Below are 15,319 nucleotides of genomic sequence, written 5' to 3' on the forward strand. Positions count from 1 at the left end.
CGAACCGTGCATACGTGAACCCATCCCGACCTCCTGGACGTGATCAGAGACGTGAGGACTCGATCGGGACGGCTCAGTGCCCTGGCGATCGGTCTCGTCGCGGGCGCCGGCATGGCGTTCGCCTACGTCGGGGCCGGTGACCTGCGGGCCGCCGGTCTGCCGGACCCGGGCCGCCCGACGACCACGGCGGCGACCACGCCAACCACCACCACGACGACGAAGCCGCCGCCTCCGCCGCCGGTGCTGCCCTTCAATGCCAAGCTGCACTCGGACGACATCCCGGTGGCCGGTGGCGGGGTGCGCAGCGGCGCGTGCAGCGGTGCGCTGATCGCACCCGAGTGGGTCGCCACCGCGGGGCACTGCTTCCACGACGTGAACAACCGGCGGATCAGTGGCCCACCGCCGTACACGGTGACCGTGACGGTCGGCAAGCTGAAGGTCAGCGACCCCGGCGGGCACGTCGCGAAGGTCGTCGACGTCCGGCAGTCCCCGCTCCACGACTTCGCGGTGGTCCGCCTGTCCGCCGCCGTCCCCGACGTCACCCCGCTGACCGTGGCCGACGCCCCGCCCGCGGTCGGCGCGCGGCTGAAGTTCGCGGGCTGGGGCTCGCTGTCGCCCACCGTGCGCAAGCCGACCGACCGACTCAAACGCGGCACGTTCACGGTCGCCGCCGTCGAGCAGCTCACCCTCGAGACCCAGTCGGTCGGCGACCGGACCGTGACGAACACGCCGTGCCCGGAGGACTCGGGTGGCCCGTTCTTCGTCTCGAACGACGACCGCACCGGGGTGCTCGTGGCGGTCGTGAACACCGGCCCGCCATGCCCGCAGCCCGGGCCGGAGATCGTCGCACGGGTCGACGTCGTGGCCGACTGGATCCACGAACAGACCGGCGGCACGTCACGGTGACCCGTGTGTGCGGACCTTCCTCATCACCGGTTCCTCGACGAATCGCCGGCTCAGCGCGGCCGCCACGATCGTGAGCGCGGCTGCGGCCGGCCCCGCCGCGGCACCCAGGTCCGGCCGCAGCCACAGGGTGAGCGGGTAGTTCCACAGGTAGGCCCCGTACGACACCACGCCGAGCGCGGCCAGTACGCGGGAGACGCGGCCCGCCGCGTCCGTCCACCGTGACCAGGCCAGCAGCAGCACCGCCGTGAAGCAGGCGATGGCGGGCCCCGCCACCAGGTACGTCACCGCGTGCCCGCGCAGCGGCACGACCGACAGCGCGGCGAGCGCGGCCAGCACCAGCGGCACCAGCGCCGCCGGTACCCACGACGCGTCACCACGCAGCCGGGTCGCGGCGCCGATCACGAAGCACAGGAACCACGACGTGGGCAGCACGTACGCGTTGTCGGCGTACGGCCACAGCCACGCGAGCACCGCCACGCACGCCCCGAGCACGGCCACCGCCGTCGCCGCCAGCGCCGCGCCGACCCGGCCACGCGCCCACGCCAGCGCCAGCGCCAGCAGGGCAGGCCACAGGAGGTAGAACTGCTCCTCCGTGGCGAGCGTCCACGAGTGGAACGCGGCCGCGCTCACGTCGGCGAGCGGCAGGTTGCCGGTGAAGGCCAGCAGCACCGCGACGGTCGCGGGCAGCCGGTCGCGGTCGCCGAGCGGGTCGAACACCAGCGTCACCACCGCGAACACCGCCGCCAGGACCACGAGTGCGGGCAGCAGCCGCCGCGCCCGGCGCAGGTAGAACCGCCGGTAGTCGATCCGGCCGGTGGTGCCCAGCTCGGTGGTGAGCACGCCGGTGATCAGGTACCCGCTGAGCGTGAAGAACATGACCACACCGACGACCCCGGCACCGGCGAACACGTCCGGCACCGCGTGCCGCAGCATGACGAGCAGGATCGCGAGCCCCCGCAGCACGTCGAGCCCGGCGACGCGGCCACCGCTCACCCGAGCGCCGCCCTGATGAGCCGGTCCAGCAGGTCGGGGTAGGTCAGCCCGTCGGCGGCGAACATCTTTGGCACCTGCGACGCGGCGGTCATGCCGGGCATCGTGTTGACCTCGTTCAGCACCGGCCCGTCCGCGGTGAGGAAGAAGTCGACCCGGGCGAGGCCCCGGCAGCCGAGCGCCTCGTACACGAGCAGTGCCGCGTCGGTCAGCGCCTTGGCCTCGGTGTCGGTCAGCGGCGCCGGGATCACGAACTCCGCGCTCCCGTCGTACTTCGTCGCGGTGTCGAACAGGCCGTCCGCCACCACGATCTCCAGCGGCGGCCCGGCGCGGCGCCCGGTGTCCGGGTCGTCGAGCACGGCGACGTCGACCTCCCGCCCGGTGACGACCCGCTCCACCAGCACCCGGTCGTCCAGCTCCAGCGCCGCACACAGCGCGGGCTCGAGGTCCGCCTCCCCGGTCACGAGCCGCACGCCGAAGCTCGACCCGGCGGCCACCGGCTTGACGACGACCGGACCGTCGAACACGACGGCGTCGGCACGGGTGACCAGCCTGCCGGGAGCGGTGCGCACCCCGACCGCCTCCGCCACCAGCTTGGTCGCCCACTTGTCCATCGCGAGCGCACCGGCACGCAGCGGCGAGCCGACGCAGGGGAGACCCGCGAGGTCGCACAGGGCGGCGAGCGCACCGTCCTCGCCGCGTGGCCCGTGCACCAGCGGCACCACCACGTGGCAGGTGGCCATGATCCGCAGCGCCTCGGCCAGGCTGTCCGCACGCGACAGGCCGAGCTGCTCGCCGCCGGAGCCGAGCCAGCCGCCGTCGCGACCGATGGTCAGCGCCACCGGCTCGTAGGACTCCCGGTCGAGCGCGTCCTGCACGGACGCCGCCGACGCGAGGGACACGTCGTGCTCGCAGTTCTGCCCGCCGCCGATCACGGCGACCCTCGTACGGTCGGTCATCGGACGCTCCGTTCCACCCGGTGACCGATGCCGGTCACGATCTCGTGCGGGATGGTCCCCACCCACCTCGCCCAGTCGCCGACCGTCGGTTCGCCGTCGTCGCCGGACCCGAACACCACGGCCTCCTCGCCCGGCGCCACCACGTGGTCGCCGAGGTCCACCACGACCTGGTCCATCGAGATCACCCCGACCACCGGCCTGCGCAGCCCCGCCACCAGCACGTGCGCCCGGCCCGACGCGACGCGGGGGAGTCCGTCGGCGTAGCCGATCGGCAGCAGCCCGAGCGTGGTCGCGCGATCGGTCACGTACGTGTGCCCGTACCCGACACCCACCCCGGCGGCGACCCGCCGCACCTGCACGACCGGCGCGGTCAGCCGCAACGCCGTGCACAGCCGGGTGGTCCCGGACGGGTCGATGCCCACCAGTCCAGCGCCGATCCGCACCATGTCGAGGTGTGTCGCCGGGTCGGTGAGCGTGGCGGCGGTGGTCGCCAGGTGCCGCACCGACGGGCGCAGACCGGCCTGCTCGGCCAGCTCGATGCCGTTCAGCAGCGCGAGCCGTCCCCGTTTGTTCGCCGGGTGCCCGGGTTCGCCGGCCATCGGCAGGTGTCCCATGACGCCGACCACCTCGACGTGCCCGGCGTCCTCCGCCCGCCGGGCCTCGGTCATCAGCGCACGCCACTCGCCCTCGGCGGCGCCGTCGCGGGCCATGCCGGTGTCGAGCTGCAGGTGCACCCGCGCCCCGGCACGGGCCGCGGCGATCGCGCTCAGGTGCGCGACGCTCGGCACGGCAAGGTCGACGCGGTGGCGCACCGCCGTCGCCACGTCGATGTCCACCGGGTTCAGCCAGCTCAGCACCGGTTCGTCCACACCGGACTCGCGGACCGCGACGCCCTCGGCGAGGGAGGTGACCCCGAGCCACGTCGCCCCGTTCGTCACGGCGGTCCTGGCGACGTCGGCGAGCCCGTGCCCGAACCCGTCGGCCTTCACCACCGCCATCACCGCCGCGTCGGTGGTCCGTGCGAACCGGCGGGTGTTGGCGGCGATCGCGGACAGGTCGATGTCGAGCGTCGGTGTGCGGACCCGGATGGCCGGCGCGGTCATGCCGGCACGCCCGTCTCGACCGGGCCGTAGATCGCGTGGTCGGCGCCGGACATCAGCGCCCAGTACCGGTCGCCGTAGGACCAGTGCCACCACTCGGTGGGGTAGTTGACCAGGCCCGCCCCGGTGAGGGCGTGCGCGAGGACCGCCCGGTTGCGCCGCGCGGTCGGGTCCACGTCGGCGGCGAACCAGCACGCGCCGCCGCTCTGCTCGGGAGTGGCGTCGACCGGCGTCCCCATCCACAGGTCCTCGCCCCCTTCGTCGACCAGCGTGAGGTCGACCGCGGCGCCCGCGACGTGCGGCGCGACCGCGACGGGGGCGACGAAGCGGCTGTACAGGCGGGTCAGCTCGACCTCGTCCGCGTCCGGGTGCAGCACCCGCAGCTCGCGGGAGTACTCGTCGATGATGGCGCGCTGGTCCGCGACGCCGCGGTGGCCCTCGATGACCCGCAGGTCCACACCGGACGGCAGGACCGACCGCGCGCGGCCGAGCCGCTCGGCGAGCCCCGACCGGACGAGCACCGCCTGCGCGAACGGCAACGGCACGAGCGGCTCCCCGTTGTCCCGCACGCGGATGGCGTGGACGAGGGGATCGGACAGCAGGATCGTCGTCATGGCGACCGATGCTAGGAACGCCGCAGGTCACGCCGAGTCGGCCGGAAGGACCGCCCGCTCGGCCGATCGGCCGATCCCGGCGGCCGCGAATCGGCCGATCGGCCGAGAACCGGATTTCGGTTGCGCCACGACCTCGGGTCGCGCCATGGTGCGGACGTGGATCCGTTGCGTGGTTTCGTGTCCGACGGCAGGCTGGTGCGGCTGCCCGCCCGCCGCTCCCGGCGCCGGGTGGTGCTGGAGCACCTCGTGCTCTCGTTCGAGCCCGGCCGTCGTTTCCCCGAGAAGGAGGTCGACGTCGTGCTGCGCGCGTGGTGCGAGGGTGGCGAGACCGACCACGTCGCGGTCCGCCGCCACCTCGTCGACGAGGGCTTCCTCACCCGCGAGAACGGTGTGTACTGGCGTTCGGGTGGTTGGGTGGACGTGTTCGCCTGAACCAGGCGCACAATGGGAGACGATGCGACTCGACGAGGAACGGGCCCGGTCACTGTTCGGCGCGGCGCGCGTCGCCAGGTTGGCGACCGTCGACGGGCAGGGGCAGCCGCACCTCGTGCCGGTCGTGTTCGCGGTGCGCGGCACGGTGATCGTGCTCGCGGTCGACCGGAAACCCAAGCAGAGCAACGATCTGCGGCGGCTGCGCAACATCCGGGCCAACCCCAGGGTGAGCCTGCTCGCCGACCACTACGACGAGAACTGGTCGCGGCTGTGGTGGGTCCGCGCCGACGGCGTCGCCACGATCCGCACCGGCGCCGAGGTCGTCGAACCGGTCGACTGGCTCACCGCCAAGTACCACCAGTACCTCACGCGACCGCCACCCGGCCCGGTGATCTGGGTCGACGTCAGCACGTGGCGCGGCTGGGCGCACGTCGGGTAGTGGGGGCCCCTGGACCAGCTGGGGTTCCGGTTCCAGCGCGTGCACCCCGTGGCTCGCGGGGTGACGGGCTGATCCGGGAAGGTCAGCTCAGGTCGGCGAGCTTGCGGGTCAGTACCGCCCGTTCGCGTTCGTTGGCGCACAACCGGATCGCGGCCTCGAACTCCGTGCGTGCCTCGGCCGGCCGGTTCATGCGGGCGAGCAGTTCGCCGCGGACCGTCGGCAGCAGGTGCGAGTGCGCGAGCGTGCCCGCGGCCACGAGTCCGTCGACGATCTCCAGCGCCGCGGCGGGACCGTCGGCCATGGAGACCGCAACCGCGCGGTTGAGGTCGACCACCGGCGACGGCCCGAGCTTGCCGAGCGCCTCGTACAGGAGCACGATGCGCGCCCAGTTCGTCTCGTCCACCGACGGCGCGATCGAGTGGCACTCGGCGATCGCCGCCTGCAGGCCGTGCGCGCCCAGGCCGCGGCCGATCTTCTCCGCGCGTGCCAGCGCGGCCCGGCCGCGGCGGATCGCCGCCCGGTCCCACCGGCTCCGGTCCTGGTGTTCCAGCAGCACCGGCTCGCCGTCCGGGCCGGTGCGGGCCGGGAAGCGGGCCGCGGTCAGCTCCAGCAGCGCGAGCAGGCCGTGCACCTCCGGCTCGTCGGGCACCAGCCGGGCGAGCACGCGGGCCAGGCGCTGCGCTTCGCCCGCGAGGTCGAACCGGATCAGGTCGTCGCCGGAGCTGGCCGTCGAACCCTCGGTGAAGATCACGTAGATCGCACTGAGCACCGAGCCGAGCCGGGCCGTCCGTTCCTCGCCCGTGGGCACCTCGAACGGCACCCCGGCCGCGCCGAGCGTCTTCTTCGCCCGGGTGATGCGGGCCTGCACGGTGGCGGTCGGGACGAGGAAGGCCTTCGCGATCTCGTCGCTCGTCAGACCGCCGACCACGCGCAGCGTCAACGCGACCCGCGCCTCGCGCGACAGGACGGGGTGGCAGGAGGTGAACATCAACGCGAGCACGTCGTCGTCGATCCGGTCCGGATCCCACAGCTCGGCGTCGTCGCTGTCCTGCGCGCTGCCCGCGAAGGCGCCGCCCTCGCCCAGCTCACGGGCGAAGGCGGCGTACCTGTCGTCGAGGGCGGAGCGGCGGCGGAACGCGTCGATCGCCCGCCGCCTGCCCACGGTCAGCAACCATCCCGCCGGGTTGCGGGGCACCCCTTCGCGTGGCCAGGTCACGAGCGCCTCGGCCAGCGCCTCCTGCGCGAGGTCCTCGGCCAGCGCGAAGTCGCCGGTGTAGCGCGCGAGCGCACCGACGATCCGCGCGGACTCGATCCGCCAGACAGCGGCGACGGCCTTGCGGCCGGTGGGGTCGGTCATGTCAGAGCTGACCGGTGGCCTCGCGCCACTCGCGCTCTTTGCGGATCCACTCGTTGTCCTGCGGGAACTCGTCGATCTCGGTCACGCGGCGGATCTCGGCCTTGAAGCCGGGCCCGGTCATCGGCGACCGCTTCGCCCACTCCACGGCCTCCTCCTTCGAGGCCACGTTCAGGATGAGGAACCCACCGAACAGCTCCTTGGTCTCGCCGTACGGCCCGTCGGTCACCACCGGCGGCTCGGAGGAGTAGTCGACGACCACACCGTCGTTGGCGTCGTCGAGCCCCTCGGACGCGACGAGCACACCCGCCCGGATCATCTCCTGGTTGTACTTGCCGATCGTCGCGATCATCTCGTTGAAGTCGACGTTCCCCATCTGCGCGAAAGCCTCGTCGGTGGCGCGCCAGACGATCATGTACTTCACGGTTGTCTCCCTGGTGTGGCCGGGTCCCTGTCGGACCCTCTCACCCCTGGGTCGAACGGCCGACACCGGGGATCGACACGGGGCCGGACTTTCCTCGCGGATTTTTCCCAGCGCGGCTCACGCGGGGTCAACCGCCCAGCGTCACCAGGTCCTGGATCACGGCGTTCGACAGCGAGCGGCCGTCGCGGCGGACCTCGCGCAGGTACCACTTCTGCACCGGCGTGTGCGTCTTCGGACCGAACTCCCACTCGCCCCGGGGGCTGTCGATCTTGCCGAGCTCCGCGATCGCTCTGTTGATCTCCGCGGGCCCCGCCGTCGGGCCCGCGGCCGCGATGGCGCGGTCGAGGACGGCACCCGCGTCGTAGGCCGACACGGCGAGCCCCGACGGCACGACGCCCGGGTGCTTCGTGTCCCACGCCGCCACGAACGCGCGGTTGGCCGGGTTGTCCAGGTTCGGCGCGTAGTGGAACGCCGACCGCACCCCGATCGCCGCGTCGCCGATCGCGGGGAGCGCTTTCGTGCCCTCCGTCGCACCGCTGCCGTACAGCGGCAGCCCGGCCGCGGCGGACGTCGGGTACTGCTTCAGGAAGTCGACGCCCTGTTTGGCGACGTACCACCCGTACACGGCCTTGGCGCCGGTCGCCGTGACCGCGTCGAGGTAGGGCCGGTAGTCCTTCGTGGACATCGGGGTCAGCGTCGGCTTGCCGTCCGGGTTGGCGAGCACGCCACCCGCGGCGCGGAAGGCACGCAGGAACCCCCGCATGCCCTCGTACGCGCCGACGAACTCCTGACCGAGGACGTAGACGGGACCGTCGATCTCCTCCGCCATGTACCGGCCGAGCGACGCGCCGAAGTCCTCGGTGAGGAAGCTGGTGTGCCACACCCAGGTGGTGTCCTCGATCTTCGGGCGGCCGTTCGCGCCGACGAACGGGATCCGCGCGCGGGTGGCGACCTCCGCGACCCCGCCGGACGCGCCGCTGGAGATCGTGCCCGCCAGGACCTCGACCTCCTCCTGCTGCACCAGCTTCTCCGCGGCGGGCACCGACGTGGACGCGTTCTCGCCCTCGTCGGCGGTGAACAGTTCCACCTCACGCCCGCCGAGCTTGTTGCCGTGCGTCTCCAGGTACAGCAGGAAGCCCTGCCGGATGTCCGACCCCGGCGCCTGCTGGGTGCCGGACAGCGCGGTGAGCAGGCCGACGCGGATGGGCGGCGGCCCCTCCTCGGCCGTGCACCCGGTCGCGAGCAGCGCGACCGCGGCGCACACCGCCGTGACGAGGGCGGGCACACGCCTCACGACTGGGCCCTCTCGGGCGGCGCCATGGTGCGGCTGCGGGCGGCGGGCGTCAGCGCGGGGCCCACCTTGTTGATCAGCTCCGCCATCTCGTAGGACACCTGGCCGATGTCGCACGTGTGGTCCGCGACCACCAGCAGGGACGCGCCGTCGCTCACCGCCATGGAGAACATGAACGCGCCGTTCATCTCGGTCAGGTTGCTCGCCACGGGTTGCGCCGACAGCAGCCGCGCCGCCCCGGAGAGCAGGCTCACCAGCCCGGACGCGATCGCGGCGAGTTGCTCGCCACCACCTCCGGCGAGCGACCGGGTCGCGGCGACCAGCAGGCCGTCGGCGGACACCCCGACCGCGTGCGTGACACCGGTGACCCGGTCGGCGAAGTCGTTCAACAGCCAGTCGATGTTCGACAGTTCCCTCGTCAACTCTTCTCCACGAGATCTGGGGTCGGCCGGTCCGGTTTGCCGTTCGCGGCGCGATGGGCACCGATGCCCCGCGCGAACGCTGTCATGACCCCAGAGATCTTCGCCGAGTCGCGTCGGTCCGTGCCCGCCGACGGAACCGCCGCCCCAGCAGGTGCACCGGCGGACGACCCGGCTGACGTGGCCGTCGCGATCCGGCTCGGCGCGGCCGCCCTGGCCAGGCCGTGGAACCAGTCGAAGTCCGCGCGCCGGGTGAACACCCTCGGCGGCAGGCCGACCTTGACCACCGTGCCCTGCTTGGCGGCCGAGCGGATGTCGATGTCGATGCCGTACCAGGACGCGATGCGTCCGACCACCGCGAGACCCATCGCGCGCACCGCGCCGGGGTTCTGGTCGGGGTCGGCCAGCCGGGCCCGCGCCGCCGCCAGCGCGTCCGACGAGAAGCCGATGCCCTTGTCCGTCACGGTGACGACCGCGCCGTCCCCCGACGGCGCCGCGACGACCGTCACCCGGGAGTTGGGTGACGAGAACGCGGTGGCGTTGTCGATCAGCTCGGCGAACAGGTGCGCGAGGTGGTCGGTCATCTCCGCGGCGATGACGCGGTCGAGGTTCTGGTGGTCCACCTCGCTGTGCAGGTCGACCTGCTGGTACCGCGCGATCTGCGAGACGGCCGCGCCCAGCAGGTCGTGGCAGCTCATCGGTTCCTTGCGCACGCGGGCGGAACCCTCACCACCGAGGATGAGCAGGCTGTTGTTGGTGCGGCGCATCCTGGTGGCCAGGTGGTCCAGCACGAACAGCGCCGCGAGCCGGTCGGGGTCCTGCTCCTCGCGCTCGGTCAGGTCGACCTGCGCGATCAACGCCGAGGTCAGCCGTTCCGCGCGCCGGGCGAGCGCGACGAACATCTCGTCCATCTGGTCGCGCATGGCGGCCTGCTGCGCCGCGAGGTGGATCGCCGAGTGGTTGAGCTCGTTGAACGCCTTGCCGACCTGGGCGATCTCGTCGGTGCCGCGGACCGCGACCGCGTCGTTCGCCGCGTCGGCGTACTGCCTGGGGGTGGCCCTGCCGAGCGCGTTGCGGCCGCGCAGCGCGAAGACGGCGGCGGGGAGGCTCTCGTACGCGGCGGTGTGCGCCGCGGTCCGCAGCTGGCGCAGCCCGCGGATCATGGGGGCGCCGAGCCAGATCGCGACCACGACGGCCGCGGCGAGCGTGACGAGCACCGCCGCCGCCTGGATCAGCGAGCGCAGCACCTGGCCGTCCCGGTAGTCCTCGACCGACGCGACCACCGCGTCGTCCACCCGCCGTTCGACGGCGGCGAGCTGGTCGAGGTGCGCGTTCATGGCCGCGTTCCACGCCGCGTCGTCCAGCGTGACCTTCTGGCCGGGCTGCATGCGGGCGACCGCGTCGTCCATGACCTGGACCGACCTGGCGTCGTCGCCGACGCGCGCCCGGTCGTACCAGCCGCGCCAGCTCGCCGGGGCGCCCTGGCTGAACGCGTACGCGGCGTCGACGACCCCGGCGCGGGCGGCCCGCACCTCGTCGTTCGCGGCGGGGGTGAGGTACGGGTCGGCGGCGGCACGCAGCACCGCGATCTGCTGGAGCCCGATGTACTCGGTGATGCGCGACAGCTGCGCCGCGGCGCGCAGGTCACCGGTCAGCTCGGCGGGTGCGCCCGCCGAGACCTGCTCGCGCAGCGTCGCGAGGTCGGCGGCGATGATGCGGTACCGGAAGGTGATGGCGGACAGGTTCGCGTTCCTGCCGGACAGCACCTGTTCCCGCAGCCCCGGCAGGCCGTCGAGGCCGGTGTCGATGCGTTCGAGCACGTCGGAGAAGTGGCCGGGCACGGTGTCCAGCCCGGCCCGCTGGCCGCGGTAACCGGCGGCGTCGGCGTCGGTTTTCCGTGCCAGGGCACGGAAGTCGGCGCGCTGCTCGTCGGTCGGCGGGCTCTGCAGCAGCGCGAGCGACGCCAGCCGTTCGCGGTGGAGGTCGCGCGTCAGCACACCGGCGGTGCGTGCGAGCGACACCTCGTCGGCGAGCCGGCCGCTGTCCACCGCCTGGCCGACGCTGGTGACCAGCGCCAGTGCGGCGTAACCGATGACGGCGACGAGTGGCACGGCGACCAGCAGCGCCAGTTTCCGCGCGAGGCTCACAGGGTGCTCCCCTCGATGGCGAACGGGCGCAGGTGTGGGTGATCTGCAGGGGGTTCAGGAGTGGGGAATTTCTACCCTGTTCTCGAAGTATCGTGCAACACTTTCGAGGGAAATCGTGATCATGTTGTGGAACACGCGAGCAGGAGCATCCACATGAGACAGCACGACGCCGTGCCGTTGAAGGGTTTTCTCCTGCTGTTCACGGCGCTCGCATTCGCACACCTTTCCGCTCAACTGGTAGGCGCCGGCACCGTCGCCACCGTCACACAGTGGCTGGTGATGCCCGCGCTCGCGGGCGCGGTGTGGTATGCCACGCGGCGCCCGCGGAACCGGTTGCAGCGACTGCTGTTGGTCGCGCTGGGCTTCTCCTGGCTCGGCGACGCCGTCCCGGCGCTGTTCGAGGGCGGCACCCGGTTCCTCGTCATGGTCGCGTTGTTCCTCTGTGCACAGATCACCTACGCGGTCGCGTTCTGGCCGTTCTGGCGCCGTTCCGCGCTGCGACGGCCCGCGCTGGCCGGGTACGTGCTCGCCTTCGTGGTGCTGCTCGTCCTGTGTGTGCCGGGCGCCGGCGGGTCGCTCGTGCCCGTGGTCTGCTACGGCCTGTGCCTGACGCTGATGGCCGTGCTGGCGACCGGCGTCCATCCGCTGACGGCCGGCGGCGGCGCGGTGTTCCTCGTCTCCGACGGGCTCATCGCGCTGGGGGCGTTCGCGGACTGGTACGCCCCGCCGGTGCAGGGCTTCTGGGTGATGGTCACCTACCTCGCGGGACAGGCGCTGATCGCGGCGGGTGTGGTGCGTTCGCACCTCACGCCGACGGGAACAGATGTCTCAGGAGTGCCACCACTTTCGGCGCCGCGTCGCGCAGCTGGTCCGCCTCGTCCTTGATCAGCGCGGCCGACACGAGCGCGCTGATGCCGCCGACCACGATGCGGCACGCGAACGCCGGGTCGGGCAGCGCCCGCCACTCCGGGGAACCGGCGAAGGCCATGACCACCAGGTCCACGAAGCGTTCTTGCACCTCTACCCGCTTGCGCTGCGCGGGAATCCCCGCCGCGTAGGACTCGACGAAGAACACCCGCGCGAACGGCACCTGCTCGGCGAGCGTCGTGAAGTACGTGGTCAGCACGCGTTCCAGGCGGGGGAGCGCGGGCCCGGTCGCCGGTCCCGCGTCGGCGGCGAGCGTCGCGGCCAGCAGGCGCGCGGACTCGTCGAGCACCGCGAGGAAACAGTCCTCCTTGTCGGAGAAGTGCTGGTAGAACGTCTCGCGGGAGATGTGGACGCGCTTGAGCACGTGCGCGACCGTGGTGCGCGGGTAGCCGTGCTCGCTGACCGACTCGGCCATGCCCAGCAGCAGCCGCGCCCGCTGCGCCTCCCGGACCTCGTCCCTGGTCAGCCCGTGCCGGCCGCGTGGCAGGGGGGTGTGGCTCACCTCGGCTCGTCCGGGGGGACGCGCAGCGTGCCGAGCACGGTGGCCAGCAGGTCGTAGTGGGTCACGAGCAGGCAGAACTCCAGACATTCCACTTCGGACAACTCGGCGCGCAGCGCGCGCCACCGTTCGTCGTCGAGGTCGCGGTCACCGACCAGGCTATCGGTCGCCGCGATCAGCACGCCGTCGCGGCCCTCCCACGCGGCACCGGTTTCCTGAACGCGTTCGACCTCCTCGGCGGTCAGCCCGGCGGTCCGCGCGATCCTCGTGTGCTGTCGCAGTTCGTACGCGCTGCCGCGCAGCGCCGCCACGCGGAGGATGACCAGCTCGGTGTCCCTGCGCGGCAGCCTGCCGCCGGGCATGAGCGCACCCGCGAACAGCAGCCACCGGCGGAACAGCCTGCGGTTGCGGCCCAGCACGGTGAACACCGCGGGCGGTGTCGTACCCGTGCGGAGCCCGGCCAGCCGCGAGAACGTCCACCCGAACCAGCCCAGTTCGCGGCGGGTGCCGGGGGCGATCCGCGGCCCGGTCATTCCGGCTGCTCCGTGGTGAACCCGACGTCCTCGGTCGCCGCGATCGCCAGCGCCTCCCGCAGCCGTGAGCCTCGCGCACGCAGGGCGATCGCGCGTTGCGCCGGCATGCGTGCCATCAGGATCGGCCACGTCCACCTGGGTGCGCAGATCCGTGCGGCCCGCCTGCGGATGCCGCGCTCGAGCGCGTCGATGGCGACGGGCAGCGGGGTGACCGGGCTGAGGGTGCGGTGCCCACCGAAGAACGCGGCGGCGGCCTTGGTGCCGAAGCCGCGCGCGGTCATGTCCGTTGCCAGCTCGGCGAAGTAGGCGACACCGGCCCGCGCGCCGGTCGGCGCCAGTTCCAGCCGCGCGGTGTCGCCGAGCGCCTCGACCGCGGCCTTCGACGCGCTGTAGGCGCCGAGCAGGGGCAGGTGCACGGCCGCGGCCAGCGAGGACACGGCCAGCACGTACCCGCCGGGGTGGGCGACGTGCCGGGCCGCGGCCTGGATCGTGTGGCAGACACCGAACGTGTTGACTCGCAAAGTGGTCGCGAGCACCTCGGGGTCGCCGTGCAGCACCGACCACTGCCGTGCGATGCCCGCGTTCGCGACGACCACGTCCAGCCCGCCGAGCCGGGCGGCGAGCTCGTCGACGGCCGCGTGTACCGCGGCGCCGTCGCCGACGTCGCACTCCGCCCACGGCGCGTCGCCGCAGTCCCGCGCGACGGCGGCCAGCCCGTCCGGTTCGAGCCCGGCGAGCGCGACCCGCGCGCCGCGTCCGTGCAGCCTGCGGGCCAGGGCCGCGCCGATGCCACGTGCCGCGCCGGTCACGAGCACCCGGCGTCCGCTCAGCGTCCTCATGCGACCACCGTAGCAGTTTTGCGAACATTGGTGTTCATAAAGATTTCGTTGCGCGGGCAAGGGATTCCCATCTGCGAAAACCCTGGCCAACTACTCCATTCGGCCGGTTCTGGGTGGAAAATTTCATGCGACTCTTCCCTCACAGTCGGGGAAAGGGATCACTCGTGCACACAGTTCGCATGAGGCGATGGCCGCTGCTCGCGTCCGTGGTGGGCGCCGCGCTGGCCATGGCCGTATTACAGGTTCCGTCCGGTGCGGCCGCTGCCACACCACTCACCGTCGCGGAGGCCATCGGCCGCCAGACCGGCGTGTCCGCGACCGTCCGCGGTTACGTGGTCGGGCAGCCGACGGCGACGAACACCGTTGTCACGTCGGGCTTTCCGTCCGACTACGCCATCGCGCTCGCCGACAGTCCCGGCGAGACGAGCACGGCACGAATGGTTTACGTACAGGTGACCAGCGCGTTCCGCGCGGACTACGGGTTGAGGTCCAATCCGGACCTGATGGGCGACCGGCTCGACGTCACCGGTGTGCTCGAGGCGTACTTCTCCCATCCGGGGCTGAAGTCCCCGACCGCGATGGCTCCGGCGGACGGCACGACCCCGCCGCCGACCGAACCGCCACCCGGCGGCGGTGACGGCGACTACGACGACACCTACTACCGGTCCGCGATCGGCCTCACCGGCGCCGCGCTGAAGTCCGAACTGCACTCGATCATCAGCACCAACTCGAAGCTGTCCTACGACCAGGTGTGGAACGCGCTCAGGGTCACCGACCAGGACCCGGCGAACACGAACAACGTGATCCTGTTGTACTCCGGGCGTTCCCAGTCGAAGACCACCAACGGCGGCGACCCGGACGACTGGAACCGCGAACACGTCTGGGCCAAGTCCCACGGCGACTTCGGCACGGCCACCGGTCCCGGCACGGACGTCCACCACCTGCGTCCGACGGACGTGACCGTCAACAGCATCCGCGGCAACAAGGACTTCGACAACGGCGGTTCGCCCGTGAGCGAGGCCCCGGACAGCTACACCGACGCCGACTCGTTCGAACCGCGCGACGCCGTCAAGGGCGACGTGGCCAGGATGATCTTCTACATGGCCGTCCGCTACGACGGCGACGACGGCTTCGCGGACCTGGAGATGAACGACTCGGTCAGCAACGGCAGCGCCCCGTACATGGGCAGGCTGTCGGTGCTGCTGTCGTGGAACGCACAGGACCCGCCGGACGCCTTCGAGAAACGCCGCAACCAGGTCATCTACGACCAGTTCCAGCACAACCGCAACCCGTTCGTCGACCACCCGGAATGGGCGACATCGATCTGGAACTAGGGCACTGCCTGCCGGGGGGGGGGGGGGGGGGCCCCCCCCCCCCCCCCCAAAACCCCCCCCCACCCCCCCCCCCCCGGCCCCCCCCCGCCCCCCCCCCCCCCCGGGGTACGGG

The 15,319-nt window shown here is 72.4% G+C and carries 17 protein-coding genes; 5 read left to right on the top strand and 12 right to left on the bottom strand.

Annotation, left to right across the window (positions count from 1 at the left end):
- The first annotated feature begins 51 nt into the window (after nt 1–51).
- A complete protein-coding gene (locus tag ACIBVP_RS01790; RefSeq protein WP_396104035.1) occupies nt 52–906 on the top strand; it encodes a S1 family peptidase in 855 nt (284 codons plus the stop codon).
- Here the strand turns inward: ACIBVP_RS01790 and ACIBVP_RS01795 are convergent.
- The 4 genes from ACIBVP_RS01795 to ACIBVP_RS01810 are packed head-to-tail and all read right to left on the bottom strand — an operon-like array spanning nt 898 to nt 4,569.
- A complete protein-coding gene (locus ACIBVP_RS01795; protein ID WP_396104036.1) occupies nt 898–1,899 on the bottom strand; it encodes an acyltransferase family protein in 1,002 nt (333 codons plus the stop codon). The genes ACIBVP_RS01790 and ACIBVP_RS01795 overlap by 9 nt on opposite strands.
- The gene (locus ACIBVP_RS01800; RefSeq protein ID WP_396104037.1) at nt 1,896–2,855 is read right to left on the bottom strand and encodes a D-alanine--D-alanine ligase; all 960 of its coding nucleotides are present in this window, start codon (nt 2,853–2,855) and stop codon (nt 1,896–1,898) included. The genes ACIBVP_RS01795 and ACIBVP_RS01800 overlap by 4 nt, the downstream gene beginning before the upstream one ends.
- The gene (gene alr / locus ACIBVP_RS01805; protein WP_396104038.1) at nt 2,852–3,958 is read right to left on the bottom strand and encodes an alanine racemase; all 1,107 of its coding nucleotides are present in this window, start codon (nt 3,956–3,958) and stop codon (nt 2,852–2,854) included. Before alr ends, ACIBVP_RS01800 begins: the two co-directional genes overlap by 4 nt.
- Complete coding sequence (locus ACIBVP_RS01810) at nt 3,955–4,569, bottom strand: M15 family metallopeptidase (RefSeq protein WP_396104039.1); 615 nt, start codon at nt 4,567–4,569, stop codon at nt 3,955–3,957. Before ACIBVP_RS01810 ends, alr begins: the two co-directional genes overlap by 4 nt.
- Before the next feature lie 156 nt (nt 4,570–4,725).
- On the opposite strand from ACIBVP_RS01810, the gene ACIBVP_RS01815 reads away from it, so the two are divergent.
- Together ACIBVP_RS01815 and ACIBVP_RS01820 are read left to right on the top strand one after the other, a co-directional pair.
- Nucleotides 4,726–5,001, top strand: a complete 276-nt coding sequence (locus ACIBVP_RS01815; protein ID WP_396104040.1) for a DUF2087 domain-containing protein — start codon at nt 4,726–4,728, stop codon at nt 4,999–5,001.
- 22 nt (nt 5,002–5,023) lie between these two features.
- Nucleotides 5,024–5,440: a TIGR03668 family PPOX class F420-dependent oxidoreductase gene (locus ACIBVP_RS01820; RefSeq protein ID WP_396104041.1), complete on the top strand. Its 417-nt coding sequence runs from the start codon at nt 5,024–5,026 to the stop codon at nt 5,438–5,440.
- Nucleotides 5,441–5,522: 82 nt separating this feature from the next.
- On the opposite strand, the gene ACIBVP_RS01825 is transcribed toward ACIBVP_RS01820, so the two are convergent.
- The 5 genes from ACIBVP_RS01825 to ACIBVP_RS01845 form a co-directional block, all read right to left on the bottom strand.
- Nucleotides 5,523–6,797 carry an RNA polymerase sigma factor gene (locus tag ACIBVP_RS01825; protein ID WP_396104042.1) on the bottom strand — a complete coding sequence of 425 codons (1,275 nt, stop codon included), beginning with the start codon at nt 6,795–6,797 and terminating at the stop codon, nt 5,523–5,525.
- Between the two features lies 1 nt (nt 6,798).
- Nucleotides 6,799–7,218, bottom strand: a complete 420-nt coding sequence (locus ACIBVP_RS01830) for a YciI family protein (RefSeq protein ID WP_396104043.1) — start codon at nt 7,216–7,218, stop codon at nt 6,799–6,801.
- A 127-nt stretch (nt 7,219–7,345) separates the two neighbouring features.
- Nucleotides 7,346–8,512: an ABC transporter substrate-binding protein gene (locus ACIBVP_RS01835; RefSeq protein WP_396104044.1), complete on the bottom strand. Its 1,167-nt coding sequence runs from the start codon at nt 8,510–8,512 to the stop codon at nt 7,346–7,348.
- Nucleotides 8,509–8,931 (bottom strand): roadblock/LC7 domain-containing protein, encoded by a 423-nt coding sequence (locus ACIBVP_RS01840; RefSeq protein ID WP_396104045.1) that lies wholly within the window; start codon nt 8,929–8,931, stop codon nt 8,509–8,511. The genes ACIBVP_RS01835 and ACIBVP_RS01840 overlap by 4 nt, the downstream gene beginning before the upstream one ends.
- Nucleotides 8,928–11,075 (bottom strand): nitrate- and nitrite sensing domain-containing protein, encoded by a 2,148-nt coding sequence (locus ACIBVP_RS01845; protein WP_396104046.1) that lies wholly within the window; start codon nt 11,073–11,075, stop codon nt 8,928–8,930. Before ACIBVP_RS01845 ends, ACIBVP_RS01840 begins: the two co-directional genes overlap by 4 nt.
- Nucleotides 11,076–11,228: 153 nt before the next feature.
- Between ACIBVP_RS01845 and ACIBVP_RS01850 the strand changes: the two genes are divergently transcribed.
- Nucleotides 11,229–11,960, top strand: coding sequence for a lysoplasmalogenase (locus tag ACIBVP_RS01850; protein WP_396104047.1), 732 nt, complete (start codon nt 11,229–11,231; stop codon nt 11,958–11,960).
- On the opposite strand, the gene ACIBVP_RS01855 is transcribed toward ACIBVP_RS01850, so the two are convergent.
- The 3 genes from ACIBVP_RS01855 to ACIBVP_RS01865 are packed head-to-tail and all read right to left on the bottom strand — an operon-like array spanning nt 11,881 to nt 13,873.
- A complete protein-coding gene (locus ACIBVP_RS01855) occupies nt 11,881–12,504 on the bottom strand; it encodes a TetR/AcrR family transcriptional regulator (RefSeq protein WP_396104048.1) in 624 nt (207 codons plus the stop codon). The genes ACIBVP_RS01850 and ACIBVP_RS01855 overlap by 80 nt on opposite strands.
- The gene (locus ACIBVP_RS01860) at nt 12,501–13,034 is read right to left on the bottom strand and encodes a carboxymuconolactone decarboxylase family protein (RefSeq protein WP_396104049.1); all 534 of its coding nucleotides are present in this window, start codon (nt 13,032–13,034) and stop codon (nt 12,501–12,503) included. The genes ACIBVP_RS01855 and ACIBVP_RS01860 overlap by 4 nt, the downstream gene beginning before the upstream one ends.
- Entirely contained in the window at nt 13,031–13,873 is an 843-nt protein-coding gene (locus tag ACIBVP_RS01865; protein WP_396104050.1) for an SDR family NAD(P)-dependent oxidoreductase, read from the bottom strand. The genes ACIBVP_RS01860 and ACIBVP_RS01865 overlap by 4 nt, the downstream gene beginning before the upstream one ends.
- 227 nt (nt 13,874–14,100) lie before the next feature.
- Here ACIBVP_RS01865 and ACIBVP_RS01870 point away from each other — a divergent pair, with 227 nt between their 5' ends.
- On the top strand, nt 14,101–15,207 hold the full coding sequence (locus ACIBVP_RS01870) for an endonuclease (RefSeq protein WP_396104908.1): 1,107 nt from the start codon (nt 14,101–14,103) through the stop codon (nt 15,205–15,207).
- Nucleotides 15,208–15,319 lie beyond the last annotated feature (112 nt).

Source organism: Actinophytocola sp. NPDC049390 (assembly GCF_044466355.1).
GTDB lineage: Bacteria > Actinomycetota > Actinomycetes > Mycobacteriales > Pseudonocardiaceae > Actinophytocola.